19 protein-coding genes are annotated in these 26,991 nt (G+C 40.1%); 14 read left to right on the top strand and 5 right to left on the bottom strand.

Features of this window, described 5'->3' with window-relative positions; genetic code table 11:
* The first annotated feature begins 9 nt into the window (after nucleotides 1–9).
* Nucleotides 10–1,989, top strand: coding sequence for a TonB-dependent receptor domain-containing protein (locus G4Y78_RS15205; protein WP_163833831.1), 1,980 nt, complete (start codon nucleotides 10–12; stop codon nucleotides 1,987–1,989).
* Between the two features lie 97 nt (nucleotides 1,990–2,086).
* A complete protein-coding gene (locus G4Y78_RS15200) occupies nucleotides 2,087–2,860 on the top strand; it encodes a 2,3-dihydro-2,3-dihydroxybenzoate dehydrogenase (protein WP_163833830.1) in 774 nt (257 codons plus the stop codon).
* An 18-nt stretch (nucleotides 2,861–2,878) separates the two neighbouring features.
* Here G4Y78_RS15200 and G4Y78_RS15195 read toward each other — a convergent pair whose 3' ends face one another.
* A complete protein-coding gene (locus G4Y78_RS15195) occupies nucleotides 2,879–3,577 on the bottom strand; it encodes a sensor histidine kinase (RefSeq protein WP_163833829.1) in 699 nt (232 codons plus the stop codon).
* Nucleotides 3,578–3,849: 272 nt separating this feature from the next.
* Nucleotides 3,850–5,526: a tetratricopeptide repeat protein gene (locus G4Y78_RS15190; protein ID WP_163833828.1), complete on the bottom strand. Its 1,677-nt coding sequence runs from the start codon at nucleotides 5,524–5,526 to the stop codon at nucleotides 3,850–3,852.
* 605 nt (nucleotides 5,527–6,131) lie between these two features.
* On the opposite strand from G4Y78_RS15190, the gene G4Y78_RS15185 reads away from it, so the two are divergent.
* Together G4Y78_RS15185 and G4Y78_RS15180 are read left to right on the top strand one after the other, a co-directional pair.
* On the top strand, nucleotides 6,132–6,527 hold the full coding sequence (locus G4Y78_RS15185; protein WP_163833827.1) for a response regulator: 396 nt from the start codon (nucleotides 6,132–6,134) through the stop codon (nucleotides 6,525–6,527).
* A gap of 126 nt (nucleotides 6,528–6,653) precedes the next feature.
* A complete protein-coding gene (locus G4Y78_RS15180) occupies nucleotides 6,654–8,969 on the top strand; it encodes a CHASE domain-containing protein (RefSeq protein ID WP_163833826.1) in 2,316 nt (771 codons plus the stop codon).
* 19 nt (nucleotides 8,970–8,988) lie between these two features.
* On the opposite strand, the gene G4Y78_RS15175 is transcribed toward G4Y78_RS15180, so the two are convergent.
* Nucleotides 8,989–10,218, bottom strand: a complete 1,230-nt coding sequence (locus tag G4Y78_RS15175; protein WP_163833825.1) for a PilT/PilU family type 4a pilus ATPase — start codon at nucleotides 10,216–10,218, stop codon at nucleotides 8,989–8,991.
* 345 nt (nucleotides 10,219–10,563) lie between these two features.
* Here G4Y78_RS15175 and G4Y78_RS15170 point away from each other — a divergent pair, with 345 nt between their 5' ends.
* The 7 genes from G4Y78_RS15170 to G4Y78_RS15140 all read left to right on the top strand — a co-directional run bounded on the left by G4Y78_RS15170 (nucleotide 10,564) and on the right by G4Y78_RS15140 (nucleotide 21,047).
* Nucleotides 10,564–10,902, top strand: coding sequence for a hypothetical protein (locus G4Y78_RS15170; RefSeq protein ID WP_163833824.1), 339 nt, complete (start codon nucleotides 10,564–10,566; stop codon nucleotides 10,900–10,902).
* 262 nt (nucleotides 10,903–11,164) lie between these two features.
* A complete protein-coding gene (locus tag G4Y78_RS15165) occupies nucleotides 11,165–12,193 on the top strand; it encodes a DUF1015 family protein (protein WP_163833823.1) in 1,029 nt (342 codons plus the stop codon).
* Between the two features lie 64 nt (nucleotides 12,194–12,257).
* Nucleotides 12,258–13,367, top strand: a complete 1,110-nt coding sequence (locus G4Y78_RS15160) for a cysteine synthase family protein (RefSeq protein ID WP_163833822.1) — start codon at nucleotides 12,258–12,260, stop codon at nucleotides 13,365–13,367.
* On the top strand, nucleotides 13,354–14,655 hold the full coding sequence (locus tag G4Y78_RS15155; protein ID WP_163833821.1) for a hypothetical protein: 1,302 nt from the start codon (nucleotides 13,354–13,356) through the stop codon (nucleotides 14,653–14,655). The genes G4Y78_RS15160 and G4Y78_RS15155 overlap by 14 nt, the downstream gene beginning before the upstream one ends.
* A gap of 354 nt (nucleotides 14,656–15,009) precedes the next feature.
* Nucleotides 15,010–18,291, top strand: a complete 3,282-nt coding sequence (locus G4Y78_RS15150) for an EAL domain-containing protein (RefSeq protein ID WP_163833820.1) — start codon at nucleotides 15,010–15,012, stop codon at nucleotides 18,289–18,291.
* Nucleotides 18,292–18,439: 148 nt separating this feature from the next.
* Complete coding sequence (locus G4Y78_RS15145; protein ID WP_163833819.1) at nucleotides 18,440–20,329, top strand: DUF294 nucleotidyltransferase-like domain-containing protein; 1,890 nt, start codon at nucleotides 18,440–18,442, stop codon at nucleotides 20,327–20,329.
* Nucleotides 20,330–20,339: 10 nt separating this feature from the next.
* Entirely contained in the window at nucleotides 20,340–21,047 is a 708-nt protein-coding gene (locus G4Y78_RS15140; RefSeq protein ID WP_163833818.1) for a 3'-5' exonuclease, read from the top strand.
* 63 nt (nucleotides 21,048–21,110) lie between these two features.
* Here G4Y78_RS15140 and G4Y78_RS15135 read toward each other — a convergent pair whose 3' ends face one another.
* Nucleotides 21,111–22,682 (bottom strand): BCCT family transporter, encoded by a 1,572-nt coding sequence (locus tag G4Y78_RS15135; RefSeq protein ID WP_163833817.1) that lies wholly within the window; start codon nucleotides 22,680–22,682, stop codon nucleotides 21,111–21,113.
* Between the two features lie 611 nt (nucleotides 22,683–23,293).
* Entirely contained in the window at nucleotides 23,294–24,040 is a 747-nt protein-coding gene (locus G4Y78_RS15130; RefSeq protein WP_163833816.1) for an SGNH/GDSL hydrolase family protein, read from the bottom strand.
* A 187-nt stretch (nucleotides 24,041–24,227) separates the two neighbouring features.
* On the opposite strand from G4Y78_RS15130, the gene G4Y78_RS15125 reads away from it, so the two are divergent.
* The 3 genes from G4Y78_RS15125 (at nucleotide 24,228) to G4Y78_RS15115 (ending at nucleotide 26,920) form a co-directional block, all read left to right on the top strand.
* The gene (locus G4Y78_RS15125; protein WP_163833815.1) at nucleotides 24,228–25,283 is read left to right on the top strand and encodes a c-type cytochrome; all 1,056 of its coding nucleotides are present in this window, start codon (nucleotides 24,228–24,230) and stop codon (nucleotides 25,281–25,283) included.
* Between the two features lie 85 nt (nucleotides 25,284–25,368).
* A complete protein-coding gene (locus G4Y78_RS15120; protein WP_163833814.1) occupies nucleotides 25,369–26,157 on the top strand; it encodes a substrate-binding periplasmic protein in 789 nt (262 codons plus the stop codon).
* A gap of 40 nt (nucleotides 26,158–26,197) precedes the next feature.
* A complete protein-coding gene (locus G4Y78_RS15115) occupies nucleotides 26,198–26,920 on the top strand; it encodes a substrate-binding periplasmic protein (RefSeq protein WP_230425762.1) in 723 nt (240 codons plus the stop codon).
* The last annotated feature ends 71 nt before the right edge of the window (nucleotides 26,921–26,991 follow it).

Here is a 26,991-nt window from a genome sequence, read left to right as displayed (position 1 = left end):
GAGAGTATTTTGAACGCCAGTAGTAATGTTTCAAAAAATGTTTTATCACCACTTACCTTGGCTATATTAGCAACTATGCCTGCTGCAACATTGGCTGATGATAAACAACAGAAGAATTATACGACGCTTGACTCAGTCGTAGTGACAGCAACAAAAACAGAGCATGATTTGACTACGGCACCAGCATCCATGTCAGTCATTACCAGTGAGCAATTAAAGGAGATGCCAGTTTCTGATATCAGTGATGCGATCCGTCATACAGTGGGGGTGTTTCAAGACAAGAAAGGGGGTAATGGGCGACAAGGGATTGGTATTCGAGGTTTAGATAGCTCTTATACCTTAATTTTAATCAATGGTCGTCGAGTTAATTCAGTCAATACTTTAATTCGAGGCAACGACTTTGATTTATCGACTATTCCACTTAATCAGGTCGAGCGCATTGAAGTTGTGCGTGGGCCGATGTCATCTTTATATGGTTCAGAAGCATTGGGTGGGGTAGTTAATATCATTACCAAGCAAGCAGACAATCAGTGGGGGGGGCAGATCAGTGTTGATTATTCAACTCCTGAAGGTAGTGGCAGTGATGATGGTAATGAAATCCGCACCAGTATCAGTACGAGTGGAGCGTTAATTGAAAACAAGTTATTTCTGTCTTTTCATGGGAATAAATATGATAGAGAGGAATGGACGCCTTTTCAGGATGATTCGGCAACTGCCACAGTTAATGAACGGATATTGTCAGGACTTGAAGGTCGCAATAGCACCAATGCTAATCTTGGTTTAAGCTGGAAATTGAATAGTAATCAGACGATTGATTTTGAATATGGCTATGGCCATGATGATCGTAAAGCCCATATCAGCCAAAGTAGGAGTAATAAAATTACTGATCAAGAAACACGACGGGACACTTATACATTAACCCACAAAGGAGACTGGTACTGGGGAAGTAGTCAGGTACGTGTTTATCAGGAAGAGATTGAATTTAAAGAACGCAGTACCACCGTAGCTAATGGCGATATCACCCAAACCAACCAGGTGGTTGATGGCTTTATCAATAAAACCTTTGGTGATCATGCGATTACTACAGGTGCAGAATATAGAAAGTCAGAACTGGATAATGATATTAACTTAAAGCAATCCGGCAGCGCTGATGTTTCACAAAAGGCGCTGTATATTCAAGATGAATGGCAGTTAACCCAGGATTGGTCATTTACTGGCGGTGGGCGGTTGGACGACCATGAGTTTTTTGGCCGTGAATTTAGCCCCCGTGGTTATTTAGTTTATACCCCAACAGATGCCTTAACCATTAAAGGTGGTGTGGGTACCGCATTTAAAGCCCCGACGTTAACTCAGCTAACCAAAGAGTTTAGTATTCCAAGTTGCGGTGGCCAAAAAAATGGTTGTACTTTAATTGGTAATCCAGATTTACAGCCAGAAAAGTCGAAAAGCTATGAACTTGGGTTCACCTACCAAGGAAACAGCTGGGATATAGGTACTACAATTTTTCGCACTGACATTAAAGATAAAATCACACTGGGTAAGCCGGTCCATGGTCTGAGAACCTATAATAATGTAAGTAATGTAAGGGTCGATGGAATAGAGTTAAGTGGTAGTGTTGATTTAACAGACAGTGTATTTTTAACTGCAAATTATTCCTATACAGATTCAAGGGACCGAGATAGTGGAGATAGATTAACAGGAACACCTAGAGAAAATGTGAATGTTCGTCTGGATTGGGAAGTAGACAGCAAGTTAGGTGCATTTACTCAAGCCCGCTATATTGGAGACCAGGAAAGTTTTCGCGGTAACAAGAATTTACCAGGATACAGTTTAGTGGATATGGGTGTCACCTATCAGTTAACTGAACAAGTGAGTTTACGTTCTGGCATCACCAATTTGGCTGATACAAGGCTGGATAAAAAAGACGACAGTTTTGGCTATGTAGAAAGAGGGCGGACTTTCTATGCCGGGTTTACTGCATCTTTCTAAGTATTGATTATTTTACTGCTTTGCATCAATCAATGGGTCATGGATGACCTTTTTTAGTCTAAAAATCTTTATCTTTAAAAAGTAAGATAAATAAACTATGAATTTCCAAAACAAAGTTGTTCTTGTGACTGGCGCTGCACAGGGTATTGGTGCCGCTGTCGTTGATAAATTATGTCAGTATGGAGCAAAAGTTGCTGCTTTAGATAGTAATGAAACTGTACTTTATCGTTTTATCGATAGTCTGAGAAGTCAAACTGTTTTACCTTTTGTGGTTGATATTAGTGATAGTAGACAAGTGATTTGTGTTGTAGAGCAAATAGAAAAAACGCTTGGTCCTATTGATTATCTGGTAAGTGTGGCAGGTATCTTAAGAATGGGGGATTTACTTGCACTATCAGATGAGGATTGGCAAGCGACTTTTTCAGTTAATACGACAGGTGCCTTTAATATAACCCGTACCGTAGCTCGTTATATGAAGGAAAGATGCTCAGGGTCAATGGTTGTAGTCAGTTCCAATGCAGCTTCTGTCCCTCGAATGCAGATGGGGGCCTATGCTGCTTCAAAAGCAGCCGTGACAATGTTAGCAAAGTGTTTGGCATTGGAATTAGCTGCATTTAATATCCGTTGTAATATTGTTTCCCCTGGCTCTACTGATACAGCAATGCAGCGTGCTTTATGGACAGATGCAAGTGGCCCTGAAAAAGTAATAGCTGGTTCTCTTGATCACCACCGATTAGGGATTCCCTTACAAAAAATTGCCTCCCCGGATACAATTGCTGATGCTGTGATATTTTTATTATCTGAACAAGCCAGCCACATTACTATGCATGATTTACGAGTAGACGGGGGGGCCACATTAGGTTGTCAATGATTATCTACAGGTGTGCTACTAAGGTAAGTATAGGGTGAAACAGCCGCCACTACTATTGATTAGACTATTATTACTTAGCTCGATTTTTCCTTGGTGTTTTGCTTGTTGATGAACTTTAGCAATTTCCTGGGCAAAATATAAACCTAAAAAAGTACTGCCACTATGACCTTTGGTAATTATAGTAGCTGGTTGTTGGTAAGCTATCATGTTATCAGGAAAACCTTTGCCATTATCATGTACTTGCAGGACTAGTTGGGCATTTTGTTGTTTTGCTAAAATTAGGATTTTATCTTTGGTGTAGCGCGCAGCGTTAACTAGCACATTATTCAATACACAACCGATTAGATATTCATCAAAATACCAGGAAAGATTATCGTCACACTCTACAGCTACTGTAATATCTTTATATTGAAATAAATACTGATTTCTTGCTATTTGCTCTTCAATAACATCAGAGATAAATAATTGTTGTTTATTTATAAGTAGTTGGTGATCTTGCAATCGGTAAAAGCTTAGTAGTTGGGTTAAATCGTTATTTATTCGGGAGTATTCATAATAAAGCAGCGCGTAGTTATCTATCGCGTCTTTGTTGTCTTCGGGAATATGTAACCTAAGCTCATCCAGTGATTGAACAACCATTGATAAAGAGTTTTTGATATCATGAGCGCAAGTGGCTAATATAGTTGACATATCTATGCTGGCATCTGGCTTCAGCATGATCAAAACCTCACTTCAATTATCTATACTTTTCTCGAATGACCTTTAGGCTTTGTTACCCTCGTTTTTGACCACCAAGGATGGTGGAAGCGCAGTTAATGCATGGAGCATTTAACTGTCACCTCAGCGATTTAGTTTACTAAACTCCTGGGACTCCATCACTCGGTGGCCTCGCCTAAATTATCCTTCGCTGTGAGTATATACCGATTTATATTTACACCTTAAAATGATTCAAGATGGGTATGTCTTTGGTCAAATGTTGCTTGTTATTACTATGCATATTTTTTAGATTTCTCTTGCCACTGTTTAACAGGTTTAAGTAGTTTCTGATACCGGTTGTATTGGGGGTGGTTCTCTCTCAAATGTTTGACATTGATAAGTGACTGTTCACATAGGTCAAGCCACTTATGTGAAAATTTTTCTTGTAATAGATAAAGGCAGGCTTGAATTAAATTGAGGTTGAGGCCTGGGTGTCTGGGTGACAGTTCCAATGCTTTTTGAAATTTCTCGACGGCCTGTAAATAATCTTTTTGCTCGTAGAGCAAAATACCTTCTTTGTTGGCGATAGCTGCTTCTTGTCTAACTTTTTGACTAATGGGTTCATCAAGAAAGGAAATGATCTTATTTACATAAGCTTTATCATCAGCATACTCTTCCATCAGTTGATAAAAAATAGTTTCGGCAAGCTCTTTTTTATTACATAAAAAGAGCGTTTTTGCTATCTCAAACTTGGTATCAGGTAATAAATTATTTTCTGGTTCATTGTAGCTGTTTTGAACATTTTCAAACAGCTCGTCCATTGTTGTCATGTCTTTTTTTTGAAAGGCTGCTTTTGCTTTAACCAAATCGATTTTTATTAATTTATTTAGGTCAAGACTAAAGCGCTTACCCGCTTGCTTTAATAGTTGAGAGGATTCTTGAATGGCTTTTGCAGGATTAATGCTCTCATCTTCTTGTGTTAGGTCGATCAAACAGGTTGCCAGGTCAATATAGTTATCAGGGTCATCATGACAAGAATTTTCACCTAATTCTAAGGTACGTCTGAAGGCTTTGGTGGCTACATCTAAACTGCCTGCTTCACGACTGACTTGCCCTAATTTTTGCTGGCGCAAAATTGCATAAGGAGAGATGTTTACTGCTTGCAGTAACATTTTTTGTGCTTCTTCAGTATTGCCTTGGTTAAGGAGCACTTGTGCCATTTCATCGTATCCAGCCATAGAGTTTGGATTAATTTTGAGCAATTGCTCGTAGTGCTTTAATGACTGACTTTTATCACCTTTCTGTGACTCAATTCTACCTAACATTTGATGGGGCCAGTCAACACTGCGCTCAGCTAAAATGGTATTGCATAAGTCTTTTGCTTCATCATATTGCTTGTTTATAATTAGTAATTCGCATAGTTGCTTTTGATACCAAGGTGTGAGCCGGCTTTCGTTGGATAATGCTTGCTTACAATCTTCAATCGCTTGGGTGAATTTCTTTTTGCTGATAAGTTTTTTGATGGGGGATATAACATTGATTTGTTTAACTAGTTTTTCCAAACGTTTTTTTAGCAGGGCTTGGTTAATTGGTTTAGAAAGATACGCATCAGGCTGACACTCAAGGGCACCCATGACTAAATCTTTAGAGGTTTCAGCGGTAATCATTATGAAGACACAAGTTGGGCTTAGCAGGTTGAGATGTCTTAGTTCTTCTAAAAGCTGTTGGCCATTCTTGCCTTCACCTAAGTTAAGGTCGCAAATAATAATATCGTAACTTTGTTGACCACAAGATGATAGAGCTAGCTTGGCATTTTGAACCATATCAATAGAGCTAATGCCAATTTCTTGTAACATTTTCTTTAATGATAGCCGAAAGTTTTCAAAGTCGTCGACAATTAGAACTTTCTTTTTGTCGAAGATGTTAGAGCCCTTTGATTCAACATGTTGTATGGTATTGAAAACGTCCATCTTTGTAAAAGCTCTGTTGCCTCATCATTATTTTTAATTACTTTTTATATTTTAGTTGTTATTCCCCCAAGTATAGCCAAAGTGTTGGTTTTGTATGGTGTACTTGAATTGTCAAGTTAACGTTGTAAATTCTTAATAAAGCTAATTTATTAAAATGTTATTAGAAAAGTAAATAAAAATGATTAGTTAAAGTGCGATTCTTTCGCTTTCGCTTTCGCTTTAGCTATAGAACTACATAGGTTTAATAGGCCATAGTTGAGTAATGACAATTACTCACTACTGGAACTAGGTATCTTTGCTAGCAGATGAAACTTTGTGCAGATATAAAGAAAGATATCTCGGGAGCTTGCTCCCGAGTGTAACTGTAAAAATTCCGTTTGACCGAAGGTCAATCAGGTCGGCGTAAACTCGGTTGCTTGCGGCCGAGTAGTCGGGCTGAAGGAATTTTTTTGATCCGTATTTAGTTTAAGACGGTATGGCATCGAAGGCTTATACTATAGTCAAGATCGCATCACTTTTATAATACTGACTTAGTGGTAACGCTAAGGTTTAAGATTACTGTAAATAACCCCAACTTATTAAGGCAATAACTAGAGCAGTTAATAGTGAGTAAACTATGCAAACAACCAATAGTACTGTTAATTGAAGACAGTATGCATGACTTTACTGCAATTCAACGTGCCTTTAGGAAAACGGGGTTTGAGGGACACATTGAACATTGCCAGAAAGGAGAAACAGCACTGGATTATTTGGAGCAGGTAAAAATAGCAGTAACTAATAATATTGTTAGCCTACCTCATTTTATTTTACTAGACTTAAATCTTCCGGGTATCGATGGTATTGAAGTATTAAAAACAATAAAGGCAGATAGTATTCTGAAACAAATACCTATCATTGTTTTTACCACCTCTCAGAGCCTACAGGATATAAAAACCTGTTACCAGTCTGGAGTAACTCTTATGTTACTAAACCCATGGATTTATCAGCTTTCAATCGGGTGATAGCAGCTATATCAGAATATTGGTTAAAAATTGCCTATCTACCTTAAGGATATCTCTAAATTTGAGTTACCCTTAAATGGAGGTTCTTAGAAAATATAAAATAATAAACATGTCATTAACCTTACGATGTATCTGCAAATAATCAAAGATTACTTCTTAAAGATATTTGTTCTTGCGGTGAGCTATGCGGTTATTGGTTATTTCTCACTCTGGTTAGCGATACCGCCAGGATTTGCTTCTCCCGTTTGGCCTCCGGCAGGCGTTGCGCTTGGATTGGTGCTACTGTGGGGGTATCGCTTTTGGCCTGGTATTTTATTGGGCTCAATGACAGTCAATATTTGGGCCTCTCAAGAAGCTTATACCAATATTATTGCGTTAGCTAATGGGATGGGTATCGCCTTGGGGGCATCACTACAAGCTGTTGTTTCCAAGTGGTGTATCGAGAAAGTCACTCAACCACCATGGGAGCTGGAAGATGTAAAACAAATCACTGCTATCGTGATGGTCGGGGGGCCTATCTGTTGTATTGTTTCTGCAACGATTGGTAACACAATATTACTGTTGAATGGGGTTATTCAACCCGATGCTTGGTTACCCGCGTGGCTAACCTGGTGGATAGGCGACTGCATTGGAGTAGTGGCTTGTGCACCGGTGTTGTTGGCATTGTTTGCTGGTTCAATTTCTCAATCAAGGAAGGGTATCGTTGTTATGCCATTAATGGCACTACTAGTCACCGTCATTTATCTGTTTTTTTCAGCCCAACGTTGGGAGCAAGAGCAACAAAATAATCAGGCTATTAAGGAAATGGAGCGTGCTGTAGAGCATATGCAAGATTACCTTGATGGCTATCTTTTATCACTATTTTCTCTGGAAAAACTTTTCCAATCATCAAACTATGTGAGTCGTGAGGAGTTTCAGCGTTTTGCTACAGGGTTTGTCAGTAAATATCCAGGTATCCAAGCATTGGAGTGGGTTCCTATTGTGCCTTCCAGTGAAAGGGAGAGACTTATTCATATGGCTAAAGTGGAAGGGTTAGATAATTTTGAAATCACTGAATATAATCTTCACTTTAATAAAATAGAAAGAGCAAAACAACGTGAAATTTATTATCCGGTATTTTATATAGAACCTTTAAAAACAAATGAAACCGCTTTGGGTTATGACTTGGGGTCAAACCATCGTTGTTTAAAGGCGATTGAGAAAACACTACAAACACTACAGCCTGTTGCTACGGAGAAAATTATGCTGATTCAGACTCTACAACCTGAGCCTGTATTTTTAGTGTTTCAGCCTGTTATTAAGGATATAAATTTCGTACCTGGCTTTGTTTTAGGGGTATTTAAGATATTGCCATTAATGGAGCAACTTCATCAACATTTAAGTAACCTAGAGACAACGGTTCTTATATATGATGAAAATAATGAAGTAATATACAATCCTGGGAAAACAATTAACCAACAAGATAATTATAAATCACTTGATAATTTTATTAATTTAAGTAAAACGCTTTCGGTAGCAAACCGAGAGTGGAAACTTAATTTTCAGTTTAAGCCACAAATTAGTTTTGAACATCGATTTTGGTCAATCTGGTTATTAGTTGTTGGCGGTTTTTTTATTATTGGTATGTTGAGTTATGTATTACTAATTATCACTGGTCAAGCAGAAGCAACTAAGCGACAAATTGTGCGTCGTACTATGGAGCTGGAAGCCAGTAAACATGCACTGAGTGAGCAGACAGAAGTATTAGAAAAATCTAATAAAGCGTTGGAAGAGTTTGCCTATATTGCTTCACATAATTTAAAGGAACCGCTTCGAGGTGTTAGCAATTATTGTCAGTTTATCAGTGAAGATTATAAAGATAAACTTGACCAGCAAGGGAGTGATATGTTGAATAACATGCGCAAGCTAACAAGAAGAATGGAAAGTTTTATTAATGATCTACTGAAGTACTCAAGAGTGGAATATATTGATGATGTACGTATTGAAACTGATATTATGGGTTTATTAGTTGAGGTTAAAGAAAATCTATCCCACTTAATAAAACCTCCTAATGTTAATGTGGTAACAAAAGAGCCATTGCCAACGATATACTGTAATAAAACTAAAATGATGGAACTGTTTGCCAACTTGATTACCAATGCAATTAAATACAATAAAAGAAAAAAAATTGAAATAATAATTGGCTGTGATATTAATAGTGTACCATCAGTTTTTTATGTACAAGATAATGGTATAGGTATACCTGATCATTTACAAAGTAAAGTATTTAAAATTTTTCAACGACTTCATACCGAAGACGAGTATGGTGGTGGAACCGGAGCTGGTTTGAGTATTGTTAAAAAAATTATTGAGGCTTACCGTGGTTCCATATGGATTAAGTCGAAACCCGGGGAAGGTAGTACTTTTTATTTCACACTACCTTTAGCAATGCAAAAAAATTAAAGAAAATATTCCCCCTTTTCTAATCGTTATAGGGTTGAAGTTCATCCTCATCATCTTGCTCTTCTTCCAGTGGCTCTAGTGTAAGATTAGACAGAATAGATGAATTATCTTTCTTTTCTATTGTTGGTTTGGCTACTGCTTTTTTAGCTTGTACTCGTTTTAATATTTCTTCATCCACAGTAGTAGATGTCTTGGACTCTAAATTAATACGTAGTCTTAGATTATTTTTAGAGTCTGCATTTTTTAAAGCTTCTTCTAAAGTGATTTTCTTCTGTTTATATAGGTTATAAAGTGCGGTATCAAAAGTCTGCATACCTTGCGCTTCAGATTTCAGCATGACTTCTTTTATTTCAGCCACTTTACCTTGTTTTATTAAGTCGCACAGGCGAGGAGTACCTAACAATATTTCAATTGCAGCACACCGTTTGTTATCAACCGTTGGGATTAAACGTTGAGAGATAATACCCTGTAAGTTTAGTGACAAATCTAAAAAAAGTTGTTTATGACGTTCTTCTGGGAAAAAGTTAATTATTCTGTCAAGGGCTTGATTAGCATTGTTGGCATGTAAAGTAGAAATGCATAAATGGCCTGTTTCTGCGAAAGTAATAGCTTGCTCCATTTGCTCCTGGGTACGTATTTCACCAATTAAGATAACATCAGGGGCTTGTCTTAAGGTGTTTTCTAAGGCATCATCATAACAGTTTGTGTCAACCCCCACTTCTCGTTGGTTAACAATAGACTGCTTATGCCGGTGGACAAACTCTACAGGATCTTCAATGGTGATAATATGGCCGGCTGAATTACTGTTACGATAATCAATCAAGGCGGCGAGTGATGTCGATTTCCCTGAGCCTGTGCCACCAACAAACAATACCAATCCGCGTTTTTGCATAATCAGCTTCAGTAAAATACTGGGTAACCCTAAGTCTTTATAGTGAGGGATTTCTGTTTTAATGGCACGAACAACCATCGATACTTGATTTCTTTGTTTAAAAATATTGACTCTAAAACGACCTATGCCTTGCTCTGCAATGGCTAGATTCATTTCAGGTTTATGATCAAAAGCGACTCGTTGCTCTTCATCCATAATCGAGTAAGCAATTTCTTCCACTCTTCCAGGAAGTAATGGCTTGTCTGCAATTGGTTTTAAATGGCCATGAATTTTGGCACTAGGAGGTGCGCCTGTGGTTAAGAACAAATCAGAGCCATCTTGTTCAGAAAAGTAACGAAGATAATCAAGCCATTCCATTGCGCATTCCCTAGTCTTAGTTCTCTAACTATTCATCTAAATGTCATATTTTAGAGTGTTGAAGAGTGCTCTGATAGTATAGCAAGTGATTTTCTGATATCTGTTAGTTTGATACCAGTTTGATACCTGATAGGGTGAGTTAATATTTTTTAAAAAAAGTGAACTTGTATAAATACTATTAATCTGAGTAATTGTTGCCTTTGCTAATATAATTAGACTAGTAAATAGTATTCGGCTCATATAGTATATTAAAAGAAGATTGTGCTTGGTTATGTGTGCTATTAATCAAATAACTGTTATTCATAACATTGCTTTTATGGCTGACTTTAAGAGTGTCATTGAGAGATGCTAGTTCAATTAGCTAAACGTTTGCTCTACCTCATTGTTCTAGCGATAGGCTTTTTTGTACTGCTTTCAACAGCAGCAAATGCTAATAAAATAAATAGTGATAGCTCTACAGTAGAAGAAGCCAGTTTGCACTACCTGCATGATCAAGAGAGTCATCTATCATCTGAACATAATGTTTCTATTGATGATTGTCACTGCTGTTTTGGTAACTGTTCTTCTTTAATTGCCTTACCTAACTATAGCTTATTCAAAACCCCCGCTGTTTTTTACCCTGCCATTACACTTACTAACTTAAAGCTGTTTATTGATCTGCATTTTCGCCCTCCTATTGCCTGAAAAACTGGCAACTATGCACTTAATCAATAATTTATAATGCCACTTTAGTAGCGGTTTAAGAGCTGTTTGTGCTGCGCTTTTAGCATATTTTGTTATTTATTTGCTGAAAAGTAGAGCAGTGGTTTTGATCGCCTGTGTGGATTGGCTATTGCAAAAAAATACAACCAAGATTTCTTTCTGTTAAAAACAAAAGTTTTAATAAGAGTGGCTATTGCTTGTTAACTGAGTAATTGCCATTGGATAGGTTTTTAAGGAATATTTTATGGACGTTATAGAACAGACACTTCAAGTGAGTAAATGTAAATTACTTCATCATTTTCAAGTAGCTGCTAGCACTAATAATTTATTGCTATATCGTATTGAAGGTTTACAAAATGGTGAATACCATCAAATAACGGGTATTTTAACACAGTTTAATAATAGATGCTGGAGAGTACCTGTTTACCCCCACGAACAAGTTGATTACCAGAAAGTATGTGATATTCAACAGTCAATTACAAAGTCGAAGGCGATTAATACTCCTAGTTATTTTGTAACAAAAAGTGATAGTTACCCGAAAAAGAAATTGGATGTATTGTTCGATTCAGGCACATTGATCGCTAAATTTACAAATAATGCATTATCCCATTCAGTTGTGTGTATGCATGACGCTGATCATATTAAGGAAGTTATATCTGCTATAGAGTGTATCGAGGATTTTCTGATTGCTGATGGTCACCACCGTTTTACAGCCTATCAACAGCAAGTGAATAGTGGTATAGAAACAGTTAGATCGCTACCTGTATTTATAACTCATGCGTCACAAGCCAGAGTTAAGAGTTTTGAGTTAATTTGTCGGCTTACAGCCAATTTTAATTGGCAACGATTTGCTCAGTATATACGTCAACTAGGGTTATTATCTTGTAACCGAAGCATAGCAGACTATTTAATTACCTATCAAAATGAACAACTGGCTGTTGCATTTGACTCACGGATTAATCGTCAAGACGATACTAAGCGAGCAGGCTACCACTTTGAGCTTATTATTGAAAAATTGACTGGATTTTCTGGCATAGATTTTATTTCTAGTGAAGCATTAGAATTTTATGAAGAAAATAATGAAGCGAATAGCCAACTGGGCAGTCGTAGTCATCAATATTTATTTATAAAAACCAAATCGCCGAGTATAGATACTATTTATCAGGATGCCATTAATGGTTATTTATGCCCCAAAAAGTCAACATGTTTTCTATTTAAACCTCATGAAGATATTATTGATTATTTACAACAAGAATTAAGGGTTGCGTCTTAAATAAGTACCATCGAGTTAACCGTCTATTCAAATTATTAAAAAGCTTATATTAAAGAGTAAACATATGTTACCAGTAAATTCACCCAATGCAGCTGTTCAATCATTATTAGTGTCTAGTCATTATTGTGCCAAAAGCTTATATGATGCTATTGGTAAAGTCCCTATTGTCCGTTTAAATCAATTAGATTTATTATGTAAACAACATAATATTTATATCAAACTGGATTCTTGTAACCCCTCTGGCAGTATAAAAGACAAAAATGCAGTTTACTTAATTAAGCAAGCTGAAGAACAAGGTCTATTAAAACCGAGGGGAACGATTATTGAATCAAGTTCAGGTAATTTTGGTTTAGCATTGGCAAGCATTGGTGCTTCAAAAGGCTATCAAGTGATTATTGTGATTGATGCTAAAACTCCACCACCGGTCATTAAGATGCTTCATGCTTATGGTGCCAGCTTAGTTGAGGTGCCATTAACCTTGGCGGATGAAGCGGGCTCTATGCAAAAAGCGAGAATGGCTAAGGCACGGCAACTAGCCAGTGAAATTCCTAATGCATTTTACCCTTGTCAACACCTTAACCCAGATAATCCTACTGCACATCAAGCATATACCGCTAAAGAAATTGCTGCTGAGTTTCCAACACCGCCTGATGCAATTGTGATTGGGGTGAGTACTGCAGGACAGTTAGCTGGTATAGCCCGTTATTTTCGAGATTATTCACCAAACACAGAAATTATATGTGTTGATGTGGCAGGATCAGCTATTTTAGGTATGCCGCGTTATCCTTATAAAATGATTGGTCTTGGATTGTCTTTTGTACCACCAGCATTTGATCTAAATTATTTGGATTATGGTTACAATGTTGAAGATCATATTGCATTCTCAATGTGTCATTTGTTGGCCAAGAAAGAAGGTTTATTGCTGGGGGCATCAACTGGAGCCATTGTTAGTGCTGGATTAGCTTACCTACAGTTGCAATCCCAAGCAAAAACGATTGTATTGATTAACCCTGACCGAGGCGACCGGTATTTGGACACCGTTTATAATGCTGAGTGGCTAGCGCAGCAACACCTTACCTTGTTAAATCGTCGTGAGCTTATGCAGGCAATTAATACTATACAACCTGTTGTCTTTCCAGAAAATAGTAAGGGAGCTGCCTGTGAAAAGCGCTAAACGACAATCCTATCTGCTCCTAAAGCAATTTTTGCCTATGTCGGCTAGTGATATGGTAATGGCATTAGGCGATCCTATTATTGTATTTGTGTTGGCAGGCTTGCCAAATGGCACATTGTATTTGGCTGCGTTTGCTTTGGGGAAAGGTGTTGCTGTTTTTTTTGAAAGTCCAATCATTTCGATTTTACCTACTTCAAATACTATGGCAGGCCAAGCTAAAGTACGACAGTTATTGCTCTGTTTTGTACTGTTATTAGGCGGTGGGCTAACTGTTGCTATGTTACTAATAGGAAGCTTTATTGGTATACCAGCGTTGTTTCAAATTAGTCAGCCGGTTTGGGATTCTGCTTTATTAATTATTCTGTTACTTTGTCCCTGGCCACTCGCGATTGCATTACGTCGGTTTTGGCAAGGGAAAATTATTCGAGCAGGTTTTTCTGGGCTTATTGCCAAGGGCTCAGTATTGCGTTGTTTATTGTTAGCAGTGACGGCTTTTGCTATATCTGCAGTGACAAGTCGTGGTGAATGGGTAGCGGCGGGTGCTTTATTAGCAGGTGTTTTTGGAGAGCTGTTATTTATTCGTTATAAGGCTAATAAAATTGTTTTAGATGAGGTGACTCCCCACTATTCGTTACCTACCAACTTAAGTGAAATGGGGCGTTATTATTGGCCATTAGCACAGTCCATGCTTTCATTATGGGGGGCACGCCTATTGTTGCCTTTTTTAGTTGCTGCAACAGGTGAGTTGTTTATTGCTGTGTGGGTGGCAGGTTGGGCATTGGTCATCAGTATGAGTAATGGGGTAAGAATGGTTCAACAGTTAGTGATTCGTAATGTTGATTATGTAGCACGACAACAGTTGTGTTATTTTTCACTTTGGGTTGGGACTGCATTTAGTTTCATATTATTTCTCATAGCAGTGACTCCTTGGGGACAGGCATTTTGTCGTTATTATGGAGGTTCCCAACTGCTAGGGGATAATATAAGTAACGTTATTTTGGCTGCTTGTTTACTACCATTGTTGATGTCATTGCAAAACTATTTACAGGGACTATTAATGGTTAAATCATTAACGAATACCATTGGTCGCTCGGCTCTGATAGCAAATTGCCTGATGGTACTGGGTGCTGTGTTCTTCACTCAACAGGGCTATCACCCTTACTGGATAGCATTGGTTGTGAGTGTGGCTACCATCGTTGAAGTTTGCTTGTTAGCTTTTTACTTAAAAGCCAGTGAACAAAGCCAGCCCAACAAGTTATTTTTTTCAAGTAAATCAACTAATCTTTAATGAGGGTAAAACCCCTGTCAGTTATGGGCGATAATTGATAGGGGTTTATAGCTAGTCAACTACAACACTTGTAGCATTTGTTCAGTATCAATCGCTTTATCCCCTAAACCCAATTTTTCGAGTATTTTATGGAAAATCCCTGCAAGGCAGCTGTATGTGTTTTGTTCAATGATCAGGAAGTTTTGATATAAGCATAAACTAGTGTTATGTCTTCAATGCATAACTTCAGTAGCAGTTCTTTCAGGGAGTAATAGCTTAAGGTGAAGTCTGTAGTCTCCTAAGAGCCTTCAAATCACCTACACTGTGATTACGTAGTCAAAAGAATAAATAGCATTACCGCTAAGTGATACCCGTATGCCAAAAAGCCGTTTGCAGTTGGGGATTCGCGGAAAACTCATCTCAATTTTCAGTCTGATCAAAGTACTGCCACTGTTATTGTTAGCGTGGATTGCTTGGGATCATAGTGTCAAGTTGGGGCATAAAGTAGTCAGTGAAAGTCAGCAAATGGCTGATCGGATGTTGCATACCGTTACAACAATAGGCGAAGTGACTACCAAACAGTCATTTAAAGCGCTGGAATCTCAAGCCCAATCAGCCATTGAACGCTTAACAGTGGATACGGCTGAGCAAGTGGCACGGTTTCTTTATGAACGAGATAAAGACTTACTATTACTTGCTGGGCAGACACCCGATTCTGACACTTATCAGCAATTTATCACCCATCGAACGGCTGTGGTAACTCTGCATCAGCCCTGGCAGTTGGATGAGGCGGGCCAGCAGTGGCAATCGGTTAGGCCGATGAGTTTTCAATATCGACAAATTAAAGCTACGGAAGAAGACAACCGTACAGCTTTTCATTATCGGCCACCTGATCATTTAGGTATTCAGGAAAAAAGACCGTTGTATCGGGAAATCAGCTTTTTTGACTTAAATGGTCAACAACAAATTCGTATTTTATCAGACTCAAACCAGGCTGCGCCGTTAATGAATATTTCACGGCCGGAAAATACTTGGTACAAGGCTGAAGATTATTTTGCTGAGCTTAATTCACTAAAAAAAGGGGACATCTACGTCTCAGATGTCATTGGTGCTTATGTGCCATCACCGATTATCGGTGCCTATACCCAAGTGAAAGCAAAAGAAAAAGGAGTTTCTTTTTTACCCGAAAATGCAGCTTATGCGGGGAAGGAAAATCCGGTAGGGAAACGGTTTGAAGGCATCGTTAGATGGGTAACACCTATTTTTCAAGCAGGAGATAAGATTGGTTATTTATCGCTTGCACTGGATCATACTCACCTGATGGAATTTACGGATCATTTGGTCCCAACTGAGCAGCGTTTTACGCCAATTGCGGATGCCAGCTCAGGGAATTATGCCTTTATGTGGGACTATTTAGGTCGGAATATTTCTCACCCAAGGGATTATTTTATCGTGGGGTATGACCCTGCAACAGGTGAACAGGTACCTTCTTGGTTAGATCAGGCCACTTGGCAACAGTGGCAGGACAGTGGTTTATCTTTTCAGCAGTTTATCCATCAGCAACCAATCTACCATGCTCAGTCGCTTAAGCGAAAGCCAGCATTATCCCAAGTCAGTAAAGGACAACTGGCATTGGATTGCCGTTATTTGAATTTTGCACCTCAGTGCTCAGGTTGGTGGAATCTCACCCAGGAAGGAGGAGCAGGATCATTTGTGATTTTTTGGAGTGGCATTTGGAAAATCACTACGGCAGCAGTAATCCCTTACTATACCGGTCGTTATGCCAACAGCGCTCGGGGGTTTGGGTTTGTCACGATTGGGGCTAACCTGAACCAGTTTCATGCACCGGCGTTAAACACTAAAAAAGAGATGAGTCAATTAATTCAGCAAGCGAATCACCAGTTGGAGAACAAACGCAATTCAGTAATCGACGGTATCAATAGTGCGTTACAGAAAATTACTGTGCAGTTAACAACTTCTACGGTAGTGATGGTGTTGTTAGTGATCTTGATAGCCATTTGGATGGCCTCTTATCTGACTAATCGGATAAAACATATTATCGAAGGGATGAAAACGTTCACGGCAGGTAATCTTAGCCACCGTCTCTCAAGTACCACGGAAGATGAAGTCGGGGAATTAATTGATAACTTTAATGAGCTGGCCAATACCATTGAACTCAATGTAAAAAATTTAAATGAGGAAATTCAACAAAGAAAAGTGGCTGAAACTAAGTTAGCACAGGCAAAAAATGAACTGGAACAACGGGTAGCAGAACGTACTTTAGAGTTACGTATTAGTAATGATCAATTGAAAAAGGAAAATAAGGAACGACAAAAAGCTCAACGACAAATTGAACATTTAGCCCGTTACGACCACTTAACTGGGCTGGCGAATCGCGTACTATTTGGTGAACGGTTGAAGCAAGCGTTGGAAGTGACAGAGGAAACAAGTGAGCCAGTGGCTTTATTTTTTGTTGACCTGGATGGGTTCAAGGAAGTGAATGATAGTTTGGGACATGAAGTGGGGGATTTGCTCTTAAAACATGTGGCTAGGTCTTTAGAGAGCGCAGTAAGAGAGGGGGATACTGTCGCGAGACTTGGGGGGGATGAGTTTGCTGTTGTAGCCCAGGGAATTACCAATCATGCAGTATTAGTGGAATTGGCGGAGCGGCTATTGAAAAAACTCGTTACGAAGGCTTCTTTGGATGGACATAAACTTCGGGCTGGTGGGAGCATAGGTATTGCCTGTTACCCAGCGGATGCCAAGAGCCAAGAAAAATTGATTCATTTTGCTGATATGGCCATGTACCAGGCCAAACATAGCGGTGGCGGTAATTGTTACCGGTTTTTTACTCCAGACATGCAGGCGCGAGTCCTTCATCATCAAAAAGTTGAAGCAGAGTTACATCAAGCGATCCAGAACAATGAATTAAGGGTGTATTACCAGCCTAAAATAGACCTGCAAACCGATAAAATATTTGGTATGGAGGCGCTGGTACGTTGGCAGCATCCCGAACGAGGGCTACTTCCACCTATTGAGTTTATCGAAATTGCTGAGCATACCGGGCAAATTGTTGAGTTAGGTGCTTGGGTGCTGAAAGAAGCTTGCCGACAAACTCATCAATGGTATCAACAACAGATTGGTACCTTGCAGGTGTCGGTGAATGTATCGGGCTATCAAATTGACCAGCGTTTTATTGAGTTGGTGACATCTGTATTAGCCTGCACGCATTTGAATCCACAACAGTTAGAGTTGGAATTAACTGAGTCGACCTTAATGGATGATACCCCGGCCACTAATACAATTTTGAAGCAATTAAGCGAACTGGGGGTGGCGATTTCCATTGATGATTTTGGTACCGGTTATTCATCATTCGAACGGATCAGGGCCTTACATTTAGATGTGATTAAAGTTGATCGCAGTTTTATCAAGGGGCTTGGTTGTCCTGATGATAATGCCATTGTTGATGCCATTATCAGTATGGCAAAAACCTTAAAAGTGAAAATTTTGGCGGAGGGAGTGGAAACCCAAGAACAGCGTCAGTATTTACAACAGGCCCAGTGTGATGCAGCCCAGGGTTTTTTGTTTAGTAAACCCTTGCCAGCAGAAGCATTTGAACGACTATTGATGGGTACAGATCGTCGACAGTCGCCGTAATTTAGCACGGCAAGGTTTCTTCTCAATCTGTTGAATGCTAGCCTGAGTGCCTGGTAGGCAGCTTGTGTAGTCTAAATGGGTTATGCTTTTTTGTTCGATCTGTTTGGTATAGCTGTTGGTGAGGGCATCGTAGTAAAGAGGGCAACTCATGCAAGTAGAGCAACTGGAAATAGCTGAGTTTCTAGCTAAGCACCCCCCTTTTGATGAATTACCTGGAGACGCACTGAGTCAACTTGCCCAACAAACGGAAATTGCTTATTACCGGGCTGGCTCGGCGATTTTGACTTATGGTGACTCCATTCAAGATTTATTTGTTGTTCGCAGTGGTGCAGTCGAAATTTATCGGCGTACGGGAGAGCTTCATAACCGCCTAGCAGAAGGCGATGTGTTTGGCCAAATGGGGTTGATGATGAATCGCCGGGTACGTTTTCCTGCCAAAGCTTTGGAAGATACCTTAGTCTATTGCATCCCCGCTGAGCAATTCAGTGAATATAACGATCGTTTTGAAACCTTTGCTGATTTTTTTGAAGCGGAAGGTGGAGAGTTGTTACGTCGCACCTTATCCAGTCAGGCTGATAATAATGACCTGACCACGGTTAAAATAAAATCACTGCTGACCCGAGAAGCAGTGACTGTGCCCTGCCAGACACCCATTCGAGAAGCTGCTATGACCATGACTGAAGAAGGGGTGTCATCATTATTGATTACTGATCCTGATAGAGCGGTTAATGATGATGAAAACAGTGGCGAGCTAATTGGAATTATTACCGACCGGGATTTACGGGAGCGGGTATTGGCGGCGGATATCCCCCTCCACACTTCTGTGGAGGAAGTCATGACTACTGATGTGGCGGTTATTGATGACAATGCTTATGTGTTTGAAGCCATGCTGGAGATGTTGCGCTTTAATGTGCACCACCTGCCAGTCATGCGTCGTCATCGTCCAATCGGCGTGGTGGCTATGTCGGATATTGTTCGCTATGAGTCTCAAAGCAGCTTGTTGTTGGTAAGAGGCCTTTTCGCTCAGCAAACGGTGGATGACTTAAAAAGCTATGCTCAGCAACTACCGCTGGTGTTTGTGCGAATGGTCAATGAAGATGCTAACTCCCATATGATTGGTAGTGCTATGTCCTGGATTGGCCGAAGCTTTAAACAACGCCTTTTAGAACTGGGTGAGGAAAAGTTGGGCCCCCCCCCGGTGCCTTATTGTTTTTTGGCTTTGGGCTCAATGGCACGTGATGAGCAGCTGATTGTTACAGACCAGGATAACGCGATTATTCTGGATAATGGCTACGACCCAGAACAACATAATAGCTACTTTGATCAACTGGCCACTTTTGTTTGTGACGGCCTAGCAGCCTGTGGCTATGCCTATTGTAGTGGTGAAATAATGGCCTCAAATCCTCAGTGGCGGATGACCCTAAATCAGTGGAAAGAGCGGTTTGCCAGCTGGATTGAAAACCCTGTGCCTGAAGCCTTATTGCATAGTTCGATTTTTTTTGACCTGGATGGAGTTTGGGGTAAAACCAGCTGGGCTAAGCAGCTGCAAACCTTTATTGCCCGCAAGGCTCGTCAGAATCAAAAATTTCTCGCCTGCCTGGCTCGGAATGCGCTTAATCGAACCCCTCCATTGGGCTTTTTTAAAGGCTTTGTGATGGAGCAAGATGGCCAGCATAAAAAGTCCATTAACCTTAAACGCCGTGGAACTGCTCCTTTGTCGGATGTGATTCGAGTCCATGCCCTAGCAGTTGGCTCCCGGGCGCAGAATTCGTTCGAGCGGCTGGAAGATATTATTGAGGCTAATATTTTACCCCCAGGAAAGGGCCAGGACTTAAGCGATGCGCTGGAGTATATCGCCATGGTGCGGATTCGCCATCAAGCTGCAGATATTGAACGAGGGGATGAGCCAGATAACAATATTGAACCAGAAATGCTATCCACCTTTGAACGGCGCAATTTAAAAGAAGCTTTTCAGGTGCTTGATAAAGCACAAAGCTTTTTGAAGTATCGTTATCATGCGTCGAAAGCATTGAAGTAAAGGGGGGGAAATGGTTGATCAATCCCGCCCAACTTCTTGGCGAAAACACTATGATTGGCTGCACGCCAATAGCCAGGATGAACGCCTACAGCGCTTTTATGCCGCTGGCATGGTATCTGGCAAGACCCCAATCAATCAGGTAGCCCTGGTGGCCCTGGACTTTGAAACCACGGGGTTGGATGCTGAACAGGACGATGTTGTTAGTATTGGTTTGGTGCCCTTTACTTTACAGCGGATTTTATGCAGAGAGGCTGCTGAGTGGATAGTCAAACCTGTACAACCGCTAGCAGAAGAGTCGGTGGTCATCCATGGTATTACTCACTCTGAAATTAGCGCGGCCCCTGATTTACAGCACATACTCGATCAACTCTTACTAGCATTGGCGGGCAAGGTAGTGGTTGTTCATTGTCGGCAAATTGAGTGTGATTTTTTCTCTAGGGCCTTATTACGGCGAATTGGTGAGGGGATTCAGTTTCCTGTCATTGATACACTGGAGTTGGAAAAACGTGCATTAAGAGCCAGGCAGGGGTTCGTGGGGCGATTACTACAGCAGCCGTTGGGTTCAGTTAGGCTAGCAGACTGCCGGCAACGTTATTCTTTACCTTATTATCATCCCCATCATGCAATGACTGATGCCTTGGCAACGGCTGAGCTATTACTGGCACAAATTGCCCATCATTATCGTCCTGACACTCCCATTTCACAGCTATGGCTGTAGCTATACTTGTATAAAAAAACCGGCAATGAATGCCGGTTTTTTTAGTTTAGATAGCAACGTAGCTTAGCGTTTTTCAGTACGCAAACCAGCCACTAAGCTTACACACATGAGCAATAACACAATGGTGAACGGCAAGCCCGTTGAGATGGCTCCAGCTTGCAAAGCCTGAATAGCTTCGGTTCCACCAATCCAAAGTAGAGCAGCGGCAATGGCACCTTCAATTGATGCCCAGAATACTCGTTGAGGTACAGGCGCATCAATTTTACCTCCGGCAGTAATGCTGTCGATGACTAACGAGCCAGAGTCAGAAGAGGTAATGAAGAAAACTAATACCAACACAATAGCAGTGACCGAAAGGAGGGTACTCATTGGTAGTTGTTCGAACATTTGGAACATAGCCAGTGGTACTTCAGTTAAGCCTTTTTCACCCAACGCACCAACACCTGCTATTACTTGATCTAAGGCGATCCCACCGTAAACAGACATCCAAATAATGGTTACAGCGGTGGGTACAAGCAATACCGCTGTGATGAATTCACGAATAGTACGACCTTCAGACACCCTAGCAATAAACATCCCTACAAAAGGTGACCAGGAAATCCACCAAGCCCAGTAGAACACAGTCCAACCCTGGAACCAGGCTTCATCTTCACGGCCATGAGGGTTGCTGAGAGGGATAATATTCTTCACGTAGGCAGCAATCGTTGTTGGTACATTGCCCATGACAACAGCAAAAGCGATAAAAATAACAAATATTAGTAGCGCGAAGGCAACCAGCATATTGATGTTACTGAGTAGCTTAACCCCACCTTCAATACCACGGACAACAGACATTATTGCTAATGCGGTTACCCCGATAATCACCAGAATTTGCATACCGATGCCGCCATCAGTACCAAATACATGATTGATACCACTGGCAGCTTGTTGAGCACCTAAGCCCAGTGAGGTAGCTAATCCAAACAGGGTGGCTAGCACCGCTAATATATCAATAATGTGCCCTGGCCAGCCCCAAGCACGATCACCGAGTAAGGGATAGAAAATTGAGCGGATAGAGAGAGGTAAGCCTTTGTTGTAGGCAAAGAAAGCTAAAGATAAGCCAACTACCGCGTAAATTGCCCATGGGTGTAAGCCCCAGTGATACATGGTGGCCCCCATTGCTAGCTCAGCGGCTTCTGGGGTGTTAGCCTCGACCCCCAGTGGAGTTTTATACCAACCGGTATAGTAGGCCACTGGCTCTGCAACGCTCCAGAACATAAGGCCTATACCCATCCCTGCTGCGAAAAGCATGGCTAACCAAGACAGAGTCGAGTGCTGTGGCTTTGCATTAGCTCCACCAATACGGATCTTTCCATAAGGCGATACAAGTAAAATGAGGCAGAAGATAACGAAGATATTACCTGACCAGATAAAGAGGGAGTCAAAGGTGCCAATGATATCCCACTTCAAACCATCCAACGCTGCTTTGGCAGTGGCAGGTTCTACCAACAGTACGGCAACGAGGAATAACACAATCAGCCCAGCACTTATACCAAATACCGGGTTATGGACGTCGAATCCCCACTTTTGAACATTATCCTGACCCACGGTGTAGTCAGTGTTTTCTATACTATATTTATCGTGATGTTTATCCATACAGCTCCCCGATTTGAGTACAAACCTTTATAACTCTAACATTTTGAGTTCAAATAATAAAATCCAACCTTCTTTAACTAAGATGTGGGTTAGACTATATTCGCTGAACAAGCATGTTAACGGTTGTCGCAAAATCGTTATGACGGCAAATACGGGTAAAAACTGATTTAAAATACTCGCCAATCTGTTTGGAGCAAACTTGACCAGTTGGTTAGCAGCACAGGATGAGCAAAGTATTTATTAATCCCTAATATGGTTGAAAATTAAATTCCATTTTTATCAATTTTTATTTTGCATTGCTCTATACGACATTGTTTTTGTTAAAATCCACAACGGGTCAAAACCCAAACGTAACTAGCGTTGTGTGTATTCATTATCTATAGAAGTTAAGGAAGACACCAGCTTTTTATTAATGATGTTATGAACTTTGAGACATATGGGGAATATTTGAAAAACACTCGATAAATTCAGCATTAAATTACAATGGTATTTTAATGTTGTTTAATGTCGTAAATGAACATATGGTTGGAGAAAAGGGGAAAAATAAAGCGCTGTGGTAAGCAGTTAGGTTTTTTACTTGTCTTATTAAACAGCAAAAATAAAATTTTGCCTCATCCGTTTTGTGTAAATTTTGGTTTATTATGTCGAGTTAAAAATAATTTAGTTATTTGTTTGGCTGTAAATTGACCAAGAGTAGTATATCCCTGTTCAGATGGGTGATAACCATCAGCTGCAAACAGTCGTTTATCGGCTTTAAAAACAAGCGGTACATGGATAATAGAGGGATGTGATATTACCTGTTTAATAATGCCATCAAAAATTTTCCCTCGAATCCCCAGTAGCATTCGTAAAGGTTGTGGTAAAAGCGGAAAATTGTTGAGTGGAGGAATCCCCAGTACAGCGATAATGGCATGGGGAGAATACTTTCTTAATAATAGTAAAATAGTTATCAGGTTTTGTTGCCAGCGTTGTTGATTGGTCAATGCTGTTACATCATTTATGCCTATGGACAAAATAATCAAGTCAGCTCTTTGAGCTGGTAGCGCTGGTATCAGTTCATTCATCACCTGGTGCGAATCTGCACCAATGATGCCTATTGCATTCCAGTTGATTTGGCGCTGTAGCATTATAGCGAGAGTAGTGGCGGTTTGGCCCACCAGGGCATTCGACAAAGTGGTTGCACCTACCCCTGCCACGAGTGAGTCCCCTAATGCTATCAGTGTAAGCTGTCTGCCATAGCCGACAGAACCAGATGTAGGGCCATTGGCGCCAGAAAAGCGAGGTGCGTTTTTGCGAATAATCATGGCCTGTGGAATAACGAGGGGAAATAGCCCCCAAAATAGAAGGTTTTGCAGCATATTAATCCACTATTTAGAGGCTTATGGGGCTTCGTCACTTGATGGCAGCCCCTGAAAACCATTCGTATTGGATACATCATTTAGTTGGTATTTTGAAGTATAAGCTGATCCTTTGGTAGTGTCGTCAGCAGATATGAACTTGACCTTGCATTGTCATACAGTTGTCGCTTTTAGACGGACCTGATAAATGACCTGCAAAACTCGCTTTAAATCTGTTTTGTTCATGATCCTTGCTTCTGGTTTTCCGCTAGGGGTGAGTGCAATAGATGTAAGCCCATATCAACCGGGACAATCTCTCACAACTGGTCAGGCATTAGAGTTAAAAAAGCGGTTTAAAAATAGGCCAATGGGAGTTTGGCGGGTGAATGATTCAAGTAATATTGATACCCATAAGAATGCTAAACTAATTCGTTACGGTATACAGATACTTGACCATACTGCGGATACTATTGGTCCCAATGTTTCCGAACCACAAAAACGCTTTTCTGGTAATAATTTAAGTTGCTCAAACTGCCATTTAAAAGGCCCATCAGGTTTGCCAGGCACGAAATATTATGGGATTCCTTTTGTTAATGTAATGAACGATTATCCTAATTTTCGTGCCCGAAGTATGAAGGTGGGAACTATTGTTGATCGGGTAAATGGTTGCATGAGTCGTAGTATGGGAGATGGCAAACCTTTGCCTGAAAACTCTTTAGAAATGCAGGCTGTGCTTGCTTATTTTAATTGGTTAGCAGAAGGTACAGCTACTAATCAGGCAATGGTGGGGGTGGGGCTGCCGGTAATTGATATTCCCAACAGAAAAGTGAGTTTACACAACGGTAAAAGGGTATATAAAAGCCAATGTGCTCAATGTCATGGAGAGAGTGGGCTGGGAGTAAAAGAAGCAGCCAGTAACCGTCATAGCGGTTACTTATTTCCACCCATTGCAGGGCGAGATTCTTATAATAATGGAGCAGGAATGAGTCGTGTGATTAAGGCCACTCGATTTATTTATGCCAATATGCCATTTGGTGCAACTGCTAACGCAACGGTTTTATCAATCGATCAAGCGTATGATGTGGCAGGTTATATTAACTCATTAAAAAGGCCTGAACGGGCTGATCGTGATAAAGATTTTCCTAACCCTCGTTTTAGGCCTATAGATTATCCTGTACCAAGCTATTTTATTGATGATGCAACCAAGTTAGAGCAAGCAAAATATGGCCCTTTTAGAACCAGTAGGCTACAGGAGAAAAAATAGGCTAAAGCGTAAATAACTTGCTATATCAGTTAGGTTGCTCTAGATGGATAAAAGGTAATAGTTAAGGCAGGACCTCAATGGTCTAATGTGTTATAAGTTTGTAGTACTTTTATTCAGTTTTTGGTTATTTTCAAAAGTAGGGGCAAACCCTCTGGTTGTGATTGCTTATGAAGATAGACCAGGCCCACCTCATTATTTGGGAGAGGGTTTTACTCCTAGTCACTCCCCAGGGATTACGCCGGATTTATTGAACCTGATTGCCTTGCGATTGAAATATAAAATTGAGTATCGACGTTATCCTTGGTCACGCTGCTTATCAATGTTGGGAAAGAATCAAGTCGATGCTGTTTTTCATGCCAGCTTTAAACCAGAGCGGTTGAAGTTAGGCGTATTTCCAATGAAAGATGGGCAGCCTGATAGTTTTAAAAAAGTCCATCGTAAAGCATATGTATTGTATAAACTCAAGGGAAGTGACTTAACCTGGGATGGTAAGCAGTTTCAAAATCTGGATGGAGTGATAGGAGCTACTTATAAATACTCAATTGTTGATCAGTTACGAACAATGGGGCTCGTAGTTGATGAGGCTTATAATGCGGAGATGAATTTTAGAAAACTTGTTGGTGGTCGATTAGTTGGCGTAGTTGATTTGGAAAATATAGCCGACTTTATGCTTTCCGTTAGATCTGATCGTTTTTCCCAAGTGGTTAAAGTGCAGCCTCCAATTTCAGTAAAAGATTATTACATTATATTCTCACACCACTTTTATCAGGAAAACACCCAACTTGTAGAAAAAATTTGGAATGAAATTTATCAAACGCATAAAAATGGTGATTATGAAAAAATTGCTAAAAGATACTTGAAAAACCTGCAGTGAACTGGCTGTTATTTAGGAAAAGAGTACTGTTAAAGTGACTATGTTAGTTTTATTAAGACCACTATTTTTGTTATTCATGGCGGTATTGTTTGGGCGACTTGCTTTTTCTGAAAGTCTACTGGTGGTTACTGAAAACTGGCGTCCGTTTAATTATATGGAAAATGGCGAGTTAAAAGGCGTTTCTACTAAGATAATGAAAGCTGTGTTAAAACAGGCAAAACTCAGTTATACCATACAAATATTACCTTGGGCGAGAGCATACCAGTTAGCACAGACTCGACCCAACTGTATTATTTATACGATTGTGAGAATTCCTTCCCGTGAAAAACTATTTAAGTGGGTACGACCTCTGGGTAAAGGAGGCACTACTTATTTATATCGGCTGACAGAAAACTACCAAGTTGCGCCTACGAACCTTGAGCAGGCAAAGCAATACTCTATAGCCACTAACTTTAATTCAATGGATTATGTTTGGTTGAAAAATAATGGATTTTCAAGAATAGAGAGTCCACCTACTTTAAAGAGTGCTATTAATATGCTCCATCAAGGCCATGTGGATTTACTTGCCTTTAATAACATATCATTTGTATTAGAGTTTAAAAATGCTGGATTTGATCCTTCCAACGTCATGGCTGTCATGCCATTATTTACTACACCTTATTATGTCGCTGCGAGTTTAGCAACATCCGATGAAATCATTATCCAGTTGCAAGAGGCATACGACAGCTTACTTAGGAACAATCAAATACAGTTAATCAACTAGTGTACCCATTGCAAATGTTCAGACCTGAAAATGATTCATGGTTGGAAGGTGTTAACAAGGTTACGTGAATA

Source organism: Spartinivicinus ruber (genome assembly GCF_011009015.1).
Classification (GTDB): domain Bacteria; phylum Pseudomonadota; class Gammaproteobacteria; order Pseudomonadales; family Zooshikellaceae; genus Spartinivicinus; species Spartinivicinus ruber.
This window is presented reverse-complemented; position numbering and strand designations above follow the sequence as displayed.